Here is a 17,054-nt window from a genome sequence, read left to right as displayed (position 1 = left end):
CCATGACCATATCAGGGGAAACCGTTCCGCGACACGAGTTCGACGTCACCTTCGAGGGAAGTCTCATGCTGTTCTTCCGCAAGCGGCCCGAAATGCCTGCCGCCTCCGAGGCCCTGCCGGGCCGGCCCGATCCGCTGCCGACCGCTCAGGCCCACTTCGTCAACGGCAACCCGCTGAAGGGGCCCTATCCGCCGGGCATCGAGACGATCGTGCTCGGCCTCGGCTGCTTCTGGGGCGCCGAGCGCAAGTTTTGGCAGCTGCCCCGCGGCGTCCACGTGACGGCGGTGGGCTATGCCGGCGGATTCACGCCGAACCCGACCTACGAGGAGGTCTGCACCGGCCGCACCGGCCACAACGAGGTCGTGCTGGTGGCCTTCGACCCCGCCGTGCTGCCGCTCGCCGAACTCCTCAAGGTGTTCTTCGAGAGCCACGACCCGACGCAGGGCTACCGCCAGGGCAACGATGTCGGCACGCAGTACCGCTCCGGCATCTACACCGCCGACGAGAGTCAGGCCGAGACCGCGCGCACGGTGCGCGACGCCTACGCCCCCGCGCTCCGGGCCCGCGGCTTCGGGCCGATCACCACCGAGATCGAGCCGCTCGGCGCGTTCTACTTCGCGGAAGCGTACCACCAGCAATATCTGGCCAAGAACCCCGGCGGCTATTGCGGGCTCGGCGGCACCGGCGTGTCCTGCCCGGTAGGCACCGGCATCGCCGCGGAGTGAGGGTCAGGATCGAGCGCGCGTTCCCCTCCCCCTTGCGGGGAGGAGAGCGCTTATCCGGTCCGCTGGGCGCTGCATACAAGCGCCCCTACCGCGCGTGCAGCACCGCCCGGCACGCGTCCGGCAGGCCCGCCAGCGTCATCGGCGGGCGGGGCCGCGGCGGGGTCTTGGGTTTGGGCGGGTTGAGGATCGCCGGGCTGAACCAGTAATCGAGCTCCGCGCCGCAGCCGTCGCCGGGGGGCGGCGGGGCCTGGTCGTCGCAGGCCGCCTCGCCGCCGGGGCAGGCGAGGCGGATATGGTAATGGTAATTGTGCCCGTACATCGGGCGCACCTTGGTGAGCCAGCCGCGATCGCCCCCGGCCTCGCGGCACAGGGCCTTCTTGATCGCCGGGTTGACGAAGATGCGCGCCACCTCCGGCTGGCGCGCCGTCATGCGGATCAGCGCCGTGTGCTGCGGCGTCCACACGTCGGGGTCGATGTCGAGCCGGTCGGGCCGCACCACGTTCGTGGCCGACGTCTCTTCGCGCTCGGCGCGGCTCATGCGGTGGCCCGGCATCGGGGTGAGCCAGACATCGACGTCGAGGCCGAGCTGGTGCGAGGCGTGGCCGGTCAGCATCGGCCCGCCGCGGGGCTGCGACATGTCGCCGACGAGGAGCCCCGGCCAGCCGGCCCGCGGCGCCTGCGAGGCCAGCCGCTCGATGAAGTTCACGAGATGCGGCACGCCCCACATCCGGTTGCGCGAGGGGCGCATCACCTGCCAGTTCGACCCGTCCATCGCCAGCGCCTCGCCGCCGGAGAAGCAGCCCTTGGCATACGAGCCGAAGGATTGCGGCTGGCCGCCGGTCGGCCCCGTGACGCGGCCGAACAGGGCTTTGGCCGGCGTCGAGGGATCGTCCGGGTTGGCGAGCGGCGGCAGGGGCTTCGGATTGACGCTGCCGCGATCCTGCGCGGCGGCCGGCCCTGCGAGGACCAGGAGAGCGAGGGCGGAGAGGGACAGGCGGGGCAGCGTCATGCGCGTCGGTTCGTCCGGATCGGGGGAGGGGCGGCGAGCGCCCGGAACGTGCCCGGCGAGGTGGGCGTTTTTCAAGGCAAGCTGTAACAACGTTGCAGGGCCGCCGCCATGGACGACACCGCACCCGCCGCCGCGGCCCGCCCGCGCAGCCTCATCGCCAGCGACCGCGTCATCGGCACCGACGTGCGCCGGCCCGACGGCAGCCGGGTCGGGCGGATCGAGCGGCTGATGCTCGACAAGGAATCGGGCCGCGTCGCCTACGCCGTGATGAGCTTCGGCGGCTTTCTGGGAATGGGCGAGGGGTTCTACACGCTGCCCTGGCCGGTGCTGCGCTTCGATGCCGGGCAGGACGCCTACGTCGTCGACATCACCGAGGCGCAGTTGCGCGCCGCCCCGGAGCGCTCGCCGGAGGGCGGCGACCCGGACGACGAGCGCGCGTGGGAGGAGCACGTCCACCGGCACTACAACGCGGCGCCCTATTGGGGGATTTGAAGCCTCACGGCCCCGTCAGGAAACCGATCGGCTCCCGCGGCGGCTGGCCGAGCCAGATCAGCACGGCGCCGACACCGAGGGCGAACAGGGAGGCGGGAACGAGGCCGAGCGGGGCCAGCAGCACCGCGTCGGCCCAGGGCGCGATCCTCTCGACCGTCTGGCCGAGCGCCGCGGTGCGATCCTGCGGCAGGGCGTGGATCCAGTCGGCGAGCGTGGTGATGCGCAGGCCGTTGTTGGCGACGGAACGCGCACCGTCGTAGCAGAACTGCACGAAGCCCCCCGCCATGACCACGAGCCCGATCGCGCGGCTGAAGAACGGCAATCCGAGGAAGCGGGCGACGTTTCGCAGCATGTCCGACCTCGCGCGGGCTCGAGCCGCCGCGCTTGGTCGCCTGACTAGGCCGAGCCCGGCGATCCTGGCAAGTTCCTTCCTTGCCGGCCTCAAGCGCCGGCAGCCGCGTCCGCGGCCTTAGGCTTCCCGCTCCGCTAGACGCCTCGGCTTCGCCGAGGCCGCTGCGCGAGGCGCTCTTCGCGCCCGGCCGTACGGCCGTTCCTTCTTCGAGGACGGCTCCACGCCGCGTTGCCAGCGCCGCCGCACCCGTGCGAGACGCCGAGCCCGATGACGGACCCCCATTCCCTCCCGGCCCTGGTGATCTTCGATTGCGACGGCGTGCTGGTCGACAGCGAGCCGATCAGCCTCGGCGTGCTCACCCGCGGCCTCAACGCGATCGGCCTTCCCCTCGACGTCGAGACGGTGCGGGCGCGCTATGCCGGCACCTCCATGGTCTCGATCATGCAGCGGATCGCCACGGAAGACGGCGTCCAACCGCCGGACAGCTTTGCCGAGCGGGTGAAGGCCGAGACGCTGCGGGCCTTCGAGGCGGAGCTGTCGGCCATGGCCGGTATCGCCGAGGCCTTGGCCGCGTTCGATCGGCCGTTCTGCGTCGCCTCCAGCAGCGATCCGGTGCGGCTGCGCCGCTCGCTGACCCTCACCGGCCTGCTGCCGTTCTTCGACGGCCGCATCTACTCCTCGGCGGAAGTCGCGCGCGGAAAGCCGTTCCCGGACCTGTTCCTGCACGCCGCCGCCCGGATGGGCGCGGAGCCCGCCGCCTGCCTCGTGGTCGAGGACAGCGTGCCCGGCGTCCAGGCGGCGCGTGCCGCCGGAATGCGGGTCGCGGGCTTCACCGGCGGCGGCCATTGGGGCCACGACCGGACCGGGCAGGACCTGCTGGCCGCGGGCGCGGCTCGCGTCTTCACGGCGCACGCCGATCTCGGGCGGATCGTCGCCTTGGGCTAAGCCTCGGAGACCAAAGGCGAGACACGTCGGATTCGGCCGAAAACCCGGCGTGTTCTTTCCCTGTCAAGCTGATCTTCGAAAGAACATTCCGTTGACGGTGAAGGCCTGAGCGCTCATCTTCAGCGCGTGCGGTCGTCTCCGCACCGCGGTGATTTGTCCACGGCACGCTTGCGCCGCGTTATCAAACGCTAATGCATCACGGAGCATTGTGCTTCGTGGTCCTCGCCAATCAGGAGGACTTGCCTTGAACGGTCTTTCGCATTTGAAAACTTCCAGACTTGTCGGCGGCAGGGCCGGACGGGGGCGGGAGTGTTGTCGGGCAGTCATGTTGGTGGGCTAGGAGCCCACGCGAACGCCTCACCGACAACCGGCCCTGAAGAGGCCGCAGGAGTTCACCCCGTCATGACCCGTGTCCAACCCTTCGCCGACATCCTCACCGCCGAGGACAGCCCGCCCACGCGCGTGATCGAGATCGGCGACCTCACCGCCGGCATCGCCGTCCCCGAGCGCGGCGGCGTGCGGTTCTTCTCGTCCGAGCGCCGCTTCGACGGCCTCGACGGCACCCTGTTCCGCAATGTCGAGCAGGCGGCCCGCGCCGCCCGCGACAAGAGCCGCCCGACGCGCCTGCGCGCATAAGCGGCGTTTATCCCGAGACGGACTTGCACCGGCGGCCCGAGCACGGCCGCCGGTTTTTTCATGCGCTGCCGACGTCTCTCAGGGCCGCTGCGCCAGGAACTCCAGCACGCCCTGGCGGTGCAGCTTGTCGCCGACGGCGGTGGAATGGTCGCGGCCCGGCAGGTCGAGGGCGCGGGCGTTCGGCATCAGCCGGGCGAGTTCGCTGCCGGAACCCGCCACCGTGTCGAGCGTGCCGACCGAGACCAGCGTCGGCGTGTCGATCGCCGAGAGTTCGGCCCGCGAAAGGGTCTGGCGCGAGCAGCGGATGCAGGCGGCGAGCGCCTTGAGATCGCTCTTCGTCTGCTCGGCGAACATCCGGAACGAAGCCGCCGTCGGGTTCGGAGCGGGCGTGCCGGGGGGCGCCTCCAGCGCCTCGGCGATGTTCTGCGGCAGGCCGCGCCCGTCGACGAGATGGAAGCCGAGGCCCCCGATCAGCAGCGAGCGCACCACGTCCGGATAGTCGAGGGCGAGGTAGGCGGCGATGCGCGCGCCCATCGAGTAGCCCATCACGTCGGCCCGTTCGAGACCGAGATGGCGCAGCAGCCGCAACGCGTCGCCCGCCATCAGGTCGGCCCCGTAGGCCTCCGGGGCGTAGAGTTTCTCGCTCTGGCCGTGGCCGCGGTTGTCCAGCGCGATCACCCGGTAGCCGGCCTCGGACAGGAACTTGACCCAGAGCGTGTTGACCCAGTTCACCGCGTGGTTCGAGGCGAAGCCGTGGATCAGCAGGATCGGGTCACCGGTGCCGCCCTTGGCCGGCACGTCGATATAGGCGATCGCGACGCCGTCGGAATCGAAGGTCTGCATCGTCTCGACATGCAGCCTCGCCCCCCGCGCTGTCAAAGGCCTCAACATCCATCCCTCTCCATCCGGCATGACAGAACGCGCGACTTGCCGCGGCCCCAATCGGCTGGCATCAGGCGCGCACGATGAAGGATTCCCAGCCCTACGGCACCTACGCCCCGACCGGGCTCGTCGCCCGGATCGCGCAGCGGACGCAGACGCTCGACGAGCGTTCCTGGCGCGGGCGGCGGATGGCGATGCTGCTGCGCCGGATCGCGATCTCGCTGCTCGGCGGCCGACCGCTCGATGTCGAGCGCTACGGCGCGCGGATGCGGCTGCATCCCTACAACAACAATTGCGAGAAGAAGGTGCTGTTCACGCCGCAGTTCTTCGACTCGCAGGAGCGGGCGATCCTGAAGGCGCGCCTGACGGACGACGCGGTGTTCCTCGATGTCGGCGCCAATATCGGAGCCTACGCCCTGTTCGTGGCGGCGCTCACCGGCCCCCGCGCCCGCATCCTCGCGGTCGAGCCGCAGCCCGACGTGTTCGACCGGCTGGTCTACAACATCGGCCAGAACCCGTTCGGCACCGTCAAGGCCATCGCCTGCGCGGTCGCCGACCGGGCCGGCGAGCTGACCCTGTTCATCGATCCGCGCAACCGCGGCGAATCGAGCGTGAAGATCGTCGGCACCCACAAGAGCGCGGCGATCCGCGTGCCCGCGGTGACCCTGCTCAGCCTGTGCCGCTCCGAGGGCATCGAGCGCATCGACGCGATCAAGCTCGACGTCGAGGGCGCCGAGGACCTGATCCTGGAGCCGTTTTTGCGCGAGGCGCCGGAGAGTTTGCGCCCGGCGCTGCTGATCGTCGAGGACGGCACCGAGCAGTGGCAGATGGATCTGCCGGCGTTGCTGGAGGGGTATGGGTATCGGCGGATCGCGCGGACGCGGTTGAATCTGGTGTTCGAGCGGGTGGGGTGAGTGACGGTTCTCGCTCGTCGATGCTGCTCTGATTGACTTCCAGCCGCGAAGCGCCCCGTAAAGTTGTTCGATCTGTTAATACTTTAAAATAATAAGTTGTCTCGTCAATGTTTTTTAATGAATTCGGCATACGTGTTGGATTCACATCCGACATGCAGATTCCGAATCATGTGCTTCCTCTACCGGCTTTGGCTCTCGGAGATTCGTAGCGAGGCGGAACTCAAATTATATGTGGGGCGGACGACAGCGCGCAGCGTTTGCTGCGCCGTATCCATCTCCGCTGTCGACCAAGTCGTGTTCTTTTCGAGCTGGGGCAGTATGCTGCACATCTGCGCCCTGGCATTCGGGATAGCCGGATGTGTCGCCTTTGTGGCATCGCGCGCCATCGGCAGGACACAACTTGAACTGTACCGCGCCAAGGTCGAAGTCGAGCACTTGAGCCGGACCGACCCGCTCACTGGATTGCTGAATCGTCGCGCCCTATTTGCTTCTGAAGACACAGCTGATGACATGGCTTTGGCAATTGTCGACATCGATCACTTTAAGCAGGTCAATGACCGTTATGGTCATCTTGTCGGAGATGCTGTGATTTGCGCAGTGGCGCGGCTCATGGCGGATCACCTCGGCGATCTTGGACGCGTGGGGCGGGTCGGCGGAGAAGAATTCGCCTTTCTGTCATCGAAGGTGGCGCAAAAATTGCTGGAGCTGCGCCTCAACAAATTTCGTGAAGCTGTTGCCTCTGCTTCGATCTCAGTCGAGGGTCAGAAAGTGTCGGTGTCCGTATCAGGTGGTCTTGCATTAAGATTTGATGATCAAAGTATCGACGAGTTATATGTCGCCGCCGATCGTGCGCTCTACGCTGCCAAGGCATCGGGCCGCAATCGGATTTTGACGGCGACGGCAATCGAACCTCGCGGCAACGAGGATTTGACATATACCATAGTAATGGATCAAAAGGCAGCCTAGGTACTGCCTTGCAAAAATAACTACTTTGGTGAAATTTATGAAGATTTGCATCGATCAAGCAGAGTGGCCATCAACGACCGGCACCGCCTCCGCAATCACCACCCCCTCCAACCCAACCTCACACCGATACGCATAGGCCTCCACTCCCGCCGCCAAGGCCTCCCGAAACGCCCGATCGAACCCCGGATCGATGTCGCGCGCCACATCGAACCGATCCGCCCGCATCTGGATCACCACGATCAGCATCGCCCGGCCGCCCTCCCGCACCACGTTCGCCAGTTCCTCCATGTGCCGGGCCGAGCGGGCGGCCTTGCAGTCGGGGAACTCGGCGAGGCCGGGCCGGCGCATCAGGTGGCAGTTCTTCACCTCGACGTGGCAGGGCGGCAGGCCGCCGCCGCTGGCCAAAAAGTCGACGCGGCTCGCCTTGCCGTAGGCGACCTCGGGCCGAAGCGTGTCGTAGCCGGCGAGCGGCGCGAGCCTCCCATCGCGAAACGCCTCCGCCACCAGCGCGTTGGGGCGCGCGGTGTTGATGCCGACCCATTGCGGCCCGCCGGGCAGGTCCGCCTCCACCAGCTCCCAGGAGTAGGGCAGCTTTCGCGACGGGTTGGTCGAGGTCGAGAGCAGCACCCGCGACCCTTCCGCGGTGAGCCCGAGCATCGCGCCGGGGTTGGCGCAATGCGCGGTGACGAGGCGCCCGTCGGGAAGCGTCACGTCGGCGAGGAAGCGCTTGTAGCGCCGCACGAGGCGGCCTTCGGTCAGCTCCGAGGGAAAGCGCATCGGTCGCACCCGTGACGCCGCGCGGGACGGACGCGGCGGCTTCGCCTTCGCCGATCCGCGCTCTAGCTTCCAGAGCCGAATTCGTCGCCGAGGCCGCATGTCCCAGGAAACCGAAAAATCCGAAGTAACCGCCGCGATCCTGATCATCGGCGACGAGATCCTGTCGGGGCGCACCAAGGACAAGAACATCGGCGCCATCGCCGACGTGCTGACCGAGATCGGCATCGACCTGCGCGAGGTGCGCATCGTGCCCGATGTGATGGACGAGATCGTCGCCGCGGTGAACGCGCTGCGGGCCCGCTACACCTACCTCTTCACCTCCGGCGGCATCGGCCCGACCCACGACGACATCACCGCCGACAGCGTGGCCAAGGCCTTCGGGGTCGGCATCAACGTGGACGAGCGGGCTCGCGCCATGCTGCTGGAGCGCCACCGCCCGGAGGACCTCAACGAGGCGCGCCTGCGCATGGCCCGCATCCCGTTCGGCGCCGATCTCATCGCCAATCCGATCTCGAAGGCGCCGGGCTTCCGCATCGGCAACGTCCACGTCATGGCGGGCGTGCCGCAGATCATGAACGCGATGCTCGACGAGATCCGCCCGACGCTGACCTCGAACGCCCCGGTGATCTCGGAGACGATCGAGGCCGGCGCCATCCCCGAGGGCAATTTCGCGGGCGCGCTCGGCACCCTCGCGGCGGCGCATGCGGGCGTCTCGATCGGCTCCTACCCGTCGATGACGGCGGAGGGGTTTCGCAATCGCATCGTCGTGCGCGGGCGCGAGGCGGAAGCCGTCGCGGCGGCGCGGGCCGCCATCGAGGCGATGCTGGAGCCGTTGCGGTCGTAGCGCGGCGACAGCCTCGCGTCAGCCACGGGCGCTAGAGCGACGGGAAGGCCAGGCTTCAGACCCACGAGCTTACCCGCGATGAGCAGCCCGTTTCCCGACACCGAGACCGCCGCCGACACCCTGGTCGGCGAGGGCCGCAATCTCGATTCGATCCTGCGCATCCCCGTCCTGATGCAGGTGGTGCTGGGCTCGGCGACCATGCCGGTCGCCAACCTGATGAAGCTCGGCCGCGGCGCCGTCGTGCCCCTCGACCACCGGGTCGGCGAGCCGGTGGACGTGATGGTCAACGGCCGGGTCATCGCCCGCGGCGAGATCGTGATCGTCGAGGAGGACAATTCCCGCTTCGGCATCTCGCTCACCGAGGTGGTCGGGCCTTCCTCCGCCGACCAGAACGGCTAGTCTCACCTTCTTCCGCATCGTGCTCTAGCACTCCGACAGGGTGAGGATGTCCGCGAGCCCCGTTCCCGCTCCCGCACCGGGCCGCGCCGCGGCCCGCCGGCTCGATCCGACCGATCAGGTCGCCGCGCTGCTGCTCGCCATGGGCAAGCCGGCGGCCGGGCGGCTGATCAAGTATTTCGAGCCGGACGAGCTGAAGCGCATCACCCGCTCGGCCTCGCAGCTCGGCGCGGTCAGCCCAGACCAGCTCGACGCGGTGGTCGAGCACTTCGCGGAAGAGTTCAAGGCCGGCAACAGCCTCGTCGGCACCGCCAACGAGGTCGAGAAGCTGCTCTCCGGGCTGCTGCCCGCCGACCAGATCGCCGACATCCTGTCCGAGGTGCGCGGCAGCGCCACCCGCTCGGTCTGGGAGCGCCTCGGCACGGTGCAGGAGAGCGTGCTGGCGAGCTACCTCGTCAAGGAGCACCCCCAGACCGCGGCGCTGATCCTGTCGAAGGTCAAGCCCGCCACCGCCGCCAAGGTGATGGGCCACCTGCCCGCGCCGACCCGCAACACCGTGATGCGGCGGATGCTGAGCTTCAAGCCGATCGTCGACGAGGTGCTCCAGAGCATCGAGAAGACGCTGCACGAGGATTTCATGATCAACGGCGCCCGCAATTCCGGCGCCGACACCCACGCCAAGATGGCCGACATCATCAACAAGATGGAGCGCCATCAGATGGACGACGTGCTCACCAGCCTCGGCGAGTCGCGGCCCAAATCCGTCGAGATCCTCAAGGGTCTGCTGTTCACCTTCGACGACATCGTCAAGCTGGCGCCGCGCGCCCGCACCACCCTGTTCGACGCCGTGCCGAACGACCGGCTCGTGCTGGCGCTGAAGGGCACCGACGCGGAGTTCCGCGGCACCGTGCTCTCGGCGCTGTCGGCCCGCGTGCGCCGCATGGTCGAGCACGAGTTGAACGGCGGCGAGCCGGCGGCCCAGCGCGACGTCATGGAGGCGCGCCGCTCCATCACCGACATGGCCATGGAGATGGCCGGCCGCGGCGAGATCGAGATCAATCCGGGAGGCGAGGATGAAGCCCTCATCCGCTGAAGGATTTGTTTGGGACTTTGCCGCGGGCCCGTGTCGGGATCGTCGGCGCTCCACCTTGGCGCCTTCGGCCCGACGGGGCTGAGGCGTGGCGGAGGACACCGACAAGGAGAGTAAGACCGAAGCCGCGACCGAGAAGCGGGTCCGCGACGCGATCGAGAAGGGCGACATCCCGTTCTCGCGCGAGGCGCCGGTCTTCGCCTCGATCCTCGGCTTCCTGCTGGCGCTCGCCTTCTTCGCGCGTGGTCAGGCGACGGAGCTGGCGCAAAGCCTGTCGCCGCTCCTCGACGAACCCCGCGGCTTTCGCCTGGAGAGCGGCGAGGACGCGGTGATGCTGCTCAATCAGGTGGCGCTCGCCACCGGGCGCTTCCTGCTGCCGTTCCTCGTGCTGCTGTGCGCGTGCAGCCTCGCGGCCTCGCTGCTGCAGAACCTGCCGCGCTTCGTCGGCGACCGGATCACGCCGAAGTGGTCGCGGGTCTCGCCGATGGCCGGAATGTCACGGATCTTCGGCCTGCAAGGTCAAGTCGAGTTCCTGAAATCCGTCGTTAAATTCCTGTCGGTCACTGTGGTCGCCCTCCTGCTCCTTCGCTCGGAGCGGACAAGAGCCGTCAATGCCATGTTCGTCGATCCGAGCCAGCTCCCGGAGCTGATCCTCACCGTCTCGATCCGCCTCGTCGCGGCGGTCGCCATCGCGATCATCGTGATCGTGGCGGGCGACCTCGTCTGGTCGCGGATCCGCTGGCAGCGCTCGCTGCGCATGTCGCACCAGGACATCAAGGACGAGCACAAGCAGACCGAGGGCGATCCGTCCGTGAAGGCGCGGCTGCGCTCGCTCGCGCAGGACCGTGCCCGCAACAAGATGCTCGCCAACGTCGATCGCGCCACCGTGGTGATCGCCAACCCGACCCACTTCGCCGTGGCCCTGCGCTACGAGCCCACGGAAAACCCCGCGCCGCTCGTGCTCGCCAAGGGACAGGATCTGATTGCATTACGTATTCGCGCGATCGCCGAAGAGAAAGGCATCGCCGTGATCGAGGACAAGCCTCTCGCAAGATCGCTGTACGATGCTGTGCAGGTCGATCAGACGATTCCGGCGGAATTTTACCGCGCCGTGGCGCAAATCCTGTTCTTCCTGTTCGCGAGAGCCCGATGACCCTTCAGGCCAATTCCCTTTCGCCCGACCGGGCCGGGCCACCGCCCGGCCTCGCCGCGGCGGAGGAGATGTTCGCCAATGTCCTGCGCGACTTCATCGGCGAGCTCTGCCTCGTCGACGGCGGCGTGCTGATCGGCTGGATCCGGGGTCAGCATCACGGCAACATCGCCGACGTGGTGGCCTCCTCCGCCGAGCTGTTCTTCAAGGATTCCGTCCTCACCTACGCGGACGGGGCCGACGTGTGCCTCGATTTCGGCCGCTCCATGCAGGTCGTGCTCGACATGGAGTTCGCCGCCCGGCCGCTGACGGTGTTCTTCAAGCTCGTCCTCAACGAGATGTTCGCGGGCGTCGCGATCCAGCGCATCGTCGCCGAGGACGCCGCCGCGCTCTGCCTCGACGGCTTCGCCCACGCCCTGAACTGCGCCCGCGTCGGCCACGCCTGATTCCCTTGCGAGACGGACCGGCGACGCGAGCCTCGCCCGCCGGGCGGAACGCCATCGCCTCGATGACGCGCGAGAGCAGGAATGCAACGCCCGCGCTTGGAATTTTGAATATATCGACCTTGGAATTGACCCTCTCATTGCACCGCGACATGGATGGTCGGTGGTCGCGAATCGGGGGTTCGCGCCGGCTCCGACCGGAACGGAGCCCGCGCCCTCCGCGGCCCCCGGCCGGCACACCGGCCGGATCCGGGGGATGAAGCCGTCGATGTATTTCCTGGTCGATCCGCGGGAATCGGTGAATGCGGGCTACAAGGCCAGTTTCGAGCGGGAGGGCGTGTCCTCCTTCGGCCTCCTGCCGGACGAGTTCCTGAGCTGGATCGAGGCCGCCTCGCAGAGCGACCTCGACGCGGTCCAGGGTTTCCTGCTCGGCGATTTCGAGGAGCGTGCCAAGTGCGCCACCTCGATCCGCCGCCATTCCCGCGCGCCGATCATCGCGCTCGCCGACCTGCGCTCGCTTGAGCAGACGGTACAGCTGCTCGATGCCGGCATCGACGACGTGCTGGGAAAGCCCGTCCACGTGCGCGAGATCCTGGCCCGCTCCGAGGCGATCTGGCGCCGGGTCAACGGCGCGCTGCCCGTCCCCGCCGAGGCGCCTCCCGCGCCCGAGCGCCTCAAGGTCTTCCACGACGGGCGCGATCCCGAGATCGACGGCGTGCCGCTCTCCCTGCCGCGGCGCGAGCGCCACATCCTCGAATACCTCGTGCGCAACCGCGGGCGCCGGCTCACCAAGACCCAGGTCTTCAACGTGGTCTACGGCGTCTACAGCAACGGCGTCGAGGAGAGCGTGATCGAGGGCCACGTCAGCAAGCTCCGGAAGAAGCTCGCCGAGCGGCTGGGCCACGACCCGATCGAGGCCAAGCGGTATATGGGCTACACCTACAACGGGTGAGCCGACGCGCCGACCATCGCCCTTCCAACCGAACCCCCTCATCCCGAGGTGCCCGCGCAAGCGGGCCTCGAAGGAGGGCTTCAGAAAGCGCGCGATCCCTGGAGGCCTCCTTCGAGGCTTCGCTACGCTCCGCACCTCAGGATGAGGGCGCGATGGGGAGCGATCCTCGCAAAGATCACCCCGGCTGGCAGAACGCCTTCGCCCCCGGCGTCCAGTTGCCGAAGCCGGTCGCCACCATGTTGGTGATCACGCGGCAGACATAGGCCTTCTGGGCCGGGTTGTTGTTCGGGCCCGCGTGGTAGCGCGCCACCGCCAGCGTCCAGCTGCCCTCCCGGTCGCGCAGCTCCTTGAGGAAGCGGGTGGCGTACTCGACGTTCTGGGCCGGATCGATCATCGCCTCCAGCGAGGCGAACTTTTCGCGGTGGTAGTGGTGGTTGATCTGCATGCAGCCGAGATCGACCAGCCGCACGCCCTCGCGCTGGGCCTGACCCATGCGGGCGATCACGTCCGCCGGGCCGGTGCCGAAATAGGCGCGCCCCCCGATGTTCATGGCGTAGGGCTGGAGCGAGCCGCGCTTGCCGCTCTCGGTCAGGCCGACTGCGTAGAGCATGCCGAGCGGCACGCCGTGGCGGGCGGCGGCCCGCGCCATCTGCTGCTCGCAGATGTTCGAGCCCGCCCGCGCGTTGCCGTCCGGCCCGTCGGACGCCGTGGCGTGCCGCCCGGTCTCGGCGACCGGCGGAACGGCCGTCGCGGCGTCGACCGCGCCGGAGACGACCGCGCTAGAGATAAAGGTCGCCGCGATCGCGAGGGTGAGACGGCGTGTCATGATCCTGCTCCTTGGCGCGGGGGGCGGCCTCGTGTCCCTCGCGGGAGGGGCGCCGGCCCGGCTGCTGGTCGGGCGTGGCGCCGCCCGGATGTCCGCTCTGCGTGCCCGCGGAAAAGCCCTGGGCCACGCCGCGCTCCGTGGCCGTGCCCGCCGCCGCGCTGCCGCCCGACTCGATCGTGAGGGATTGCGGCGCGTAGCCGGCCTCCCGCAGCAGGTCGGAGAGCGCGCCGCCCTCCCGGCGCAGGCGCTCGGCGGTCTCCTCGCGGCCCGTGCGCAGGCTCATCTCCAGCCGCCCGTCCTGCAGCCGCATCCGCACCAGTACGGTGCCGAGATCGGCCGGATGGAGCTGGAGCGTGAGGATGCGCAGCGGCCCCGCCTCCGTCGGCACCGCGGTCCGGACCGGCGCGGCGGGCGCCGCCGGGAACTGCGCACTCACCGCATCGACGATCTGGCGCAGGGGCGACGCCGGCAGCGGAGAGCCGGCCGGCGCCGTCGGCGCGGTGGCCGCGAGTACGGGCGTCTCCGGTGCGGGCGTCCCGGCCGGCTCCGGCCTCTCGGCCGCGTGAGGGGTGGGATCCTGTGTCCGGTCCGGCGAGGCGGCGGGCTCGATCCGCGCCGCTTCCGCCGGCGGGACGATCACCCGGCCGTGCTCCGCATCCCGCGGCGCCACCGCCGCCTCCGTTCGCGCCGGCACCACGGCCGGATCGGGGCGCATCGTCGCCTGCGGGGCGCCGCCGTTGCCGTCCGACGGCATGACCGTGTTTCGGACCGGGGTTCGGGCGGAGTCCGTCCGACCTGTTGTCCGGAGTTCGTCAGCCGCGACTGTCGAGGAGGCGGCGTCGCCGCTCGCCGGCAAGGCCGCGTTCGAGCCGGTATCCGGTCGAAGCGGGAGTTGAGCGCCGCCGGACGCCACCGCCCGGTGCGGGGCGTCGCCGCTTGCCGGCAGCGCCTTTTTCACGTCGGCCTCCGTCGACGGCGAGAAATCCGAAGGAGCGGCCGCGACACTCGTGCCCGCGACCTCGTCGGTCGCGGGCGTCGCGGCCAATGGGGCGGCCCGTGGCACCGCCTGCGGGCCGTCGATGGTGAACACCCGGCGCGCAAGAGTCTCGTCGGTGCGGGCGACCGCATCCGCCGGCGCATCGACGACGGCCTCCGAGGTTGCCGCCGGTTCCGCGCCGTCGGGCTCGACCGCCGTTCGCGACGCGCTCTCGCGCGTGGGCCGCAATGGGCTCTGGAGCACGCGCGCGGCGGCGACGGCCGGAGCCGTCGCCGCCGCGCGCGGGGCGTCGCTCGGGGCGAGGGGGGCAAGCTCGTGCGGGATGACGTCGTGCGGGCCCCCATCATGCGGTGGAGGCGCGGTGTCGGACGGCACGGTCTTCGCCGCGATGGTCTCGACCGGCATCGTGGGGTGCGAGGCCGCGATCTCCGCTCCGGCAGCAGCCTGGGCGGGTTGGCTTGCCGCGACGATGCCGTCGTTCGGGGCCGCCGGCTGCGGGGAAGCGGGGATCGGCGCATCGGATGCGGCGAGCGTCGACGAAGGCCGTGCCGTGTCCGCAGGGCCGGAGCCGGCCGGAGCCGGGCCGGGCCGGACGGTCGTGGCGTTCGTCCGCACCTGGGGCGGCGCTGCTGACGGCGCTTCGGTGGTCGCGGCCTGCGGCTGGCCGTCTCGCCCCGTCGCCGATTCGGCGCGCGTGCCCGCCCCCACCTCGATCGGCGATGCGGGGGCCGGCTCGAGTGCCGGTTCCCCCATCGGCACGACCTCCGACGCGGGCGGCGTCACGGGGCGAATCGGCGCGACGTCGACGGCATCGGAGGGCGTCGGCGCCGGGTCCGGCGTGAGGACGGCGTCGGACGCTTCGGCGACGGCTCGTCGGGCGGACGGAACCGCAGTCGGAGGGACGGCCGGATCGGGGACGGCCTCTACCCTGTCCAAGGCGGCGGACATGGTCGGCACGGAGACCGGCCGTTCCGCTGTCGTCGCCCGTGCGTCCGCGTTCGGTCCGGGCAGCGGCTCGCGTCGGAGGTCGGGAGAGACCGAGGCCGGGACTGCGCGAGGGGCTTCCGTCGCCGCGCGGGCGGTGCCCTCCGGCTCCGCCGTCTCCGTGGGGATCGGACGATCCCCGGAGCCGACCTGCACGGAGGCCGGCCGTTCCGGTGTCGGCTCGCGTGCGTCCGCGTTCGGTCCGGGCAGCGGCTCGTGCCGGATGTCGGGAGAGACCGATGCCGGGGCTGGGTTCAGGGCCTCCGTCGCCGCGCGGGCCGTACCCTTCGGCTTCCCCGTCTCCGAGGGGATCGAACGATCCGCGGTGCCGACCGGCACGGAGGCCGGCCGCTCCGGTGCCGTCTGGCGTGCGTCCGCGTTCGGTCCGGGCAGCGACTCGTGTCGGATGTCGGGAGAGACCGAGGCCGGGGCTGCGCGCAGGACTTCCGTCGCCGCGCGGGCGGCGCCCTTCGGCTGCGCGCTCTCCGTGGGGATCGGACGATTTCCGGAGCCGACCGGCACTGAGGCCGGCCGGTCCGGTGCCGTCGCCCGCGCGTCCGTGTTCGATCCGGGCAGCGGCTCGCGTCGGAGGTCGGGAGAGACCGAGGCCGGGGCTGCGCGCAGGGCTTCCGTCGCCGCGCGGGCCGGTCCCTTCGGCTCCGCCGTCTCCGTGAGGATCGGACGATCTCCGGGGCCGACGGGCGTGGTCGGCGCCTGGGCCGGTCGGGGCATCGTCTCCGGCGCGGCGGCCGCTGCCACCGGTCCGATGGGGCTTTCGGTCCCGTCCGGGGCGGCCGGGACGGCGGCCCGGGCCGCCGCAGGCGTCAGGGGCGTCGCAGGACGCGTCGATCCGCAAAGCGTCGAAGGATCGGCCCGTGCCGGCATGCGAGGCGCGGTGGCCGGCTGCGCGTCCGCGGTGATGGCGCGAGGCGGAACAGGGTTGGCGAGGCCTGCCTCGGCGGCACCCGGTCCGGTCTCGGTCTCGGATGCAGGGCGGCCGGTGGCGATGCTCGGCTCCGCCGGGATCGGAGTGCGCGTCGCCGGCCCGTCCGGCTGGCCGACGCTCTTCGCCACGGTGCCCGGCACCGCGATGTCCCGATCGTCCGGCTTGGATGCCGCAACGGACACCGGGGCCGGCGGCTCGGTCGCGCGGGTCGTCGCGGGAGCCGCCGTCGCGGGACCCGTCGTTGCCGCCTCGCCCTGTCCCGGCACGGCGCGGGGCCGCACCGGGGCGAAATGCGTCTCGATGCCGACGATGGCGATCCGCGGCGCGGCGGCGGGCGCTTCCGCGAAGGGAGCGCTGGCACGGGCGGCGGCCCGCTGCACGAAGGCGGCGAGGGTGGCCTCCGGCGGCGGGACCGAGGGGGGTGCGGCTGAAGGCGGCGGGGCGGGAATCGGGGCGGCGAGCGCCATCAGGTCGCGCAGGCTGGCCTCGGTCCGGTCGGTCCCGGCTTCGGAGGACCGCGCCTCGGTCGAGGTCGGGAGCGACGCGGCTTCGGCCCCCTCGGCGGTCGCGGCCGGCTCCGACGCGGCGGGCCGCGCTTCGAACGCTTCGAGCATCGCCTCGAAGCCGGGGGCCGCGGGCGGGCCGGCCTCGTCGCTCGTCGGCGCGCGGCCGGTCTCGGCCTTCGTGCGAAGCAGATTGAGGGTGTCGAGGGACATCATCACGCGGGG

General features: G+C 70.2%; 18 protein-coding genes. 12 read left to right on the top strand and 6 right to left on the bottom strand.

The annotated features are described in order from the left end of the window. Positions 1–65: 65 nt before the first annotated feature. Complete coding sequence (gene msrA, locus HNR00_RS01990) at positions 66–725, top strand: peptide-methionine (S)-S-oxide reductase MsrA (RefSeq protein WP_183563988.1); 660 nt, start codon at positions 66–68, stop codon at positions 723–725. 85 nt (positions 726–810) lie between these two features. On the opposite strand, the gene mepA is transcribed toward msrA, so the two are convergent. Then, positions 811–1,734 carry a penicillin-insensitive murein endopeptidase gene (mepA, locus tag HNR00_RS01985; RefSeq protein ID WP_183563985.1) on the bottom strand — a complete coding sequence of 308 codons (924 nt, stop codon included), beginning with the start codon at positions 1,732–1,734 and terminating at the stop codon, positions 811–813. A gap of 108 nt (positions 1,735–1,842) precedes the next feature. Here mepA and HNR00_RS01980 point away from each other — a divergent pair, with 108 nt between their 5' ends. Then, on the top strand, positions 1,843–2,226 hold the full coding sequence (locus tag HNR00_RS01980; protein ID WP_183563982.1) for a PRC-barrel domain-containing protein: 384 nt from the start codon (positions 1,843–1,845) through the stop codon (positions 2,224–2,226). A 4-nt stretch (positions 2,227–2,230) separates the two neighbouring features. On the opposite strand, the gene HNR00_RS01975 is transcribed toward HNR00_RS01980, so the two are convergent. After that, positions 2,231–2,578, bottom strand: coding sequence for a PetM family of cytochrome b6f complex subunit 7 (locus tag HNR00_RS01975; protein ID WP_183563979.1), 348 nt, complete (start codon positions 2,576–2,578; stop codon positions 2,231–2,233). Positions 2,579–2,845: 267 nt separating this feature from the next. Between HNR00_RS01975 and HNR00_RS01970 the strand changes: the two genes are divergently transcribed. Both HNR00_RS01970 and HNR00_RS01965 read left to right on the top strand, forming a co-directional pair. Beyond that, positions 2,846–3,523 (top strand): HAD family hydrolase, encoded by a 678-nt coding sequence (locus tag HNR00_RS01970; protein ID WP_183563976.1) that lies wholly within the window; start codon positions 2,846–2,848, stop codon positions 3,521–3,523. A gap of 402 nt (positions 3,524–3,925) precedes the next feature. Next, positions 3,926–4,159, top strand: a complete 234-nt coding sequence (locus HNR00_RS01965) for a hypothetical protein (RefSeq protein ID WP_183563973.1) — start codon at positions 3,926–3,928, stop codon at positions 4,157–4,159. 78 nt (positions 4,160–4,237) lie between these two features. Here HNR00_RS01965 and HNR00_RS01960 read toward each other — a convergent pair whose 3' ends face one another. After that, positions 4,238–5,002 (bottom strand): alpha/beta fold hydrolase, encoded by a 765-nt coding sequence (locus tag HNR00_RS01960; RefSeq protein ID WP_183563970.1) that lies wholly within the window; start codon positions 5,000–5,002, stop codon positions 4,238–4,240. A gap of 122 nt (positions 5,003–5,124) precedes the next feature. Between HNR00_RS01960 and HNR00_RS01955 the strand changes: the two genes are divergently transcribed. Together HNR00_RS01955 and HNR00_RS01950 are read left to right on the top strand one after the other, a co-directional pair. Beyond that, complete coding sequence (locus HNR00_RS01955; protein ID WP_183563967.1) at positions 5,125–5,955, top strand: FkbM family methyltransferase; 831 nt, start codon at positions 5,125–5,127, stop codon at positions 5,953–5,955. A 168-nt stretch (positions 5,956–6,123) separates the two neighbouring features. After that, positions 6,124–6,921 (top strand): GGDEF domain-containing protein, encoded by a 798-nt coding sequence (locus tag HNR00_RS01950; RefSeq protein WP_183563964.1) that lies wholly within the window; start codon positions 6,124–6,126, stop codon positions 6,919–6,921. A gap of 54 nt (positions 6,922–6,975) precedes the next feature. On the opposite strand, the gene sfsA is transcribed toward HNR00_RS01950, so the two are convergent. After that, positions 6,976–7,698 (bottom strand): DNA/RNA nuclease SfsA, encoded by a 723-nt coding sequence (gene sfsA / locus HNR00_RS01945; protein ID WP_183563962.1) that lies wholly within the window; start codon positions 7,696–7,698, stop codon positions 6,976–6,978. A gap of 97 nt (positions 7,699–7,795) precedes the next feature. On the opposite strand from sfsA, the gene HNR00_RS01940 reads away from it, so the two are divergent. From HNR00_RS01940 to HNR00_RS01915, 6 genes are all read left to right on the top strand, one after another. Continuing rightward, positions 7,796–8,542 carry a competence/damage-inducible protein A gene (locus HNR00_RS01940; RefSeq protein WP_183563959.1) on the top strand — a complete coding sequence of 249 codons (747 nt, stop codon included), beginning with the start codon at positions 7,796–7,798 and terminating at the stop codon, positions 8,540–8,542. A 78-nt stretch (positions 8,543–8,620) separates the two neighbouring features. Next, positions 8,621–8,941 (top strand): flagellar motor switch protein FliN, encoded by a 321-nt coding sequence (gene fliN / locus HNR00_RS01935; RefSeq protein ID WP_183563956.1) that lies wholly within the window; start codon positions 8,621–8,623, stop codon positions 8,939–8,941. A 46-nt stretch (positions 8,942–8,987) separates the two neighbouring features. Next, complete coding sequence (locus tag HNR00_RS01930) at positions 8,988–10,031, top strand: flagellar motor switch protein FliG (protein ID WP_183563954.1); 1,044 nt, start codon at positions 8,988–8,990, stop codon at positions 10,029–10,031. Positions 10,032–10,116: 85 nt separating this feature from the next. Beyond that, positions 10,117–11,181 (top strand): flagellar biosynthesis protein FlhB, encoded by a 1,065-nt coding sequence (gene flhB / locus HNR00_RS01925; RefSeq protein ID WP_183563951.1) that lies wholly within the window; start codon positions 10,117–10,119, stop codon positions 11,179–11,181. Beyond that, complete coding sequence (locus tag HNR00_RS01920; RefSeq protein WP_183563947.1) at positions 11,178–11,624, top strand: BspJ family T4SS effector nucleomodulin; 447 nt, start codon at positions 11,178–11,180, stop codon at positions 11,622–11,624. The genes flhB and HNR00_RS01920 overlap by 4 nt, the downstream gene beginning before the upstream one ends. Before the next feature lie 265 nt (positions 11,625–11,889). Further along, entirely contained in the window at positions 11,890–12,573 is a 684-nt protein-coding gene (locus HNR00_RS01915; protein WP_183564293.1) for a response regulator transcription factor, read from the top strand. A 175-nt stretch (positions 12,574–12,748) separates the two neighbouring features. On the opposite strand, the gene HNR00_RS01910 is transcribed toward HNR00_RS01915, so the two are convergent. Beyond that, positions 12,749–13,399: a transglycosylase SLT domain-containing protein gene (locus tag HNR00_RS01910; protein WP_183563944.1), complete on the bottom strand. Its 651-nt coding sequence runs from the start codon at positions 13,397–13,399 to the stop codon at positions 12,749–12,751. Further along, complete coding sequence (locus HNR00_RS25400; RefSeq protein WP_246390207.1) at positions 13,353–17,045, bottom strand: flagellar hook-length control protein FliK; 3,693 nt, start codon at positions 17,043–17,045, stop codon at positions 13,353–13,355. Before HNR00_RS25400 ends, HNR00_RS01910 begins: the two co-directional genes overlap by 47 nt. Positions 17,046–17,054: the final 9 nt, after the last annotated feature.

Origin of the sequence: Methylorubrum rhodinum, from assembly GCF_014199935.1 — a bacterium.
GTDB classification, from domain to species: Bacteria; Pseudomonadota; Alphaproteobacteria; order Rhizobiales; family Beijerinckiaceae; genus Methylobacterium; species Methylobacterium rhodinum.
The sequence above is the reverse complement of the archived record's forward strand: the minus strand, read 5'-3'. Positions and strand labels throughout refer to the sequence as shown.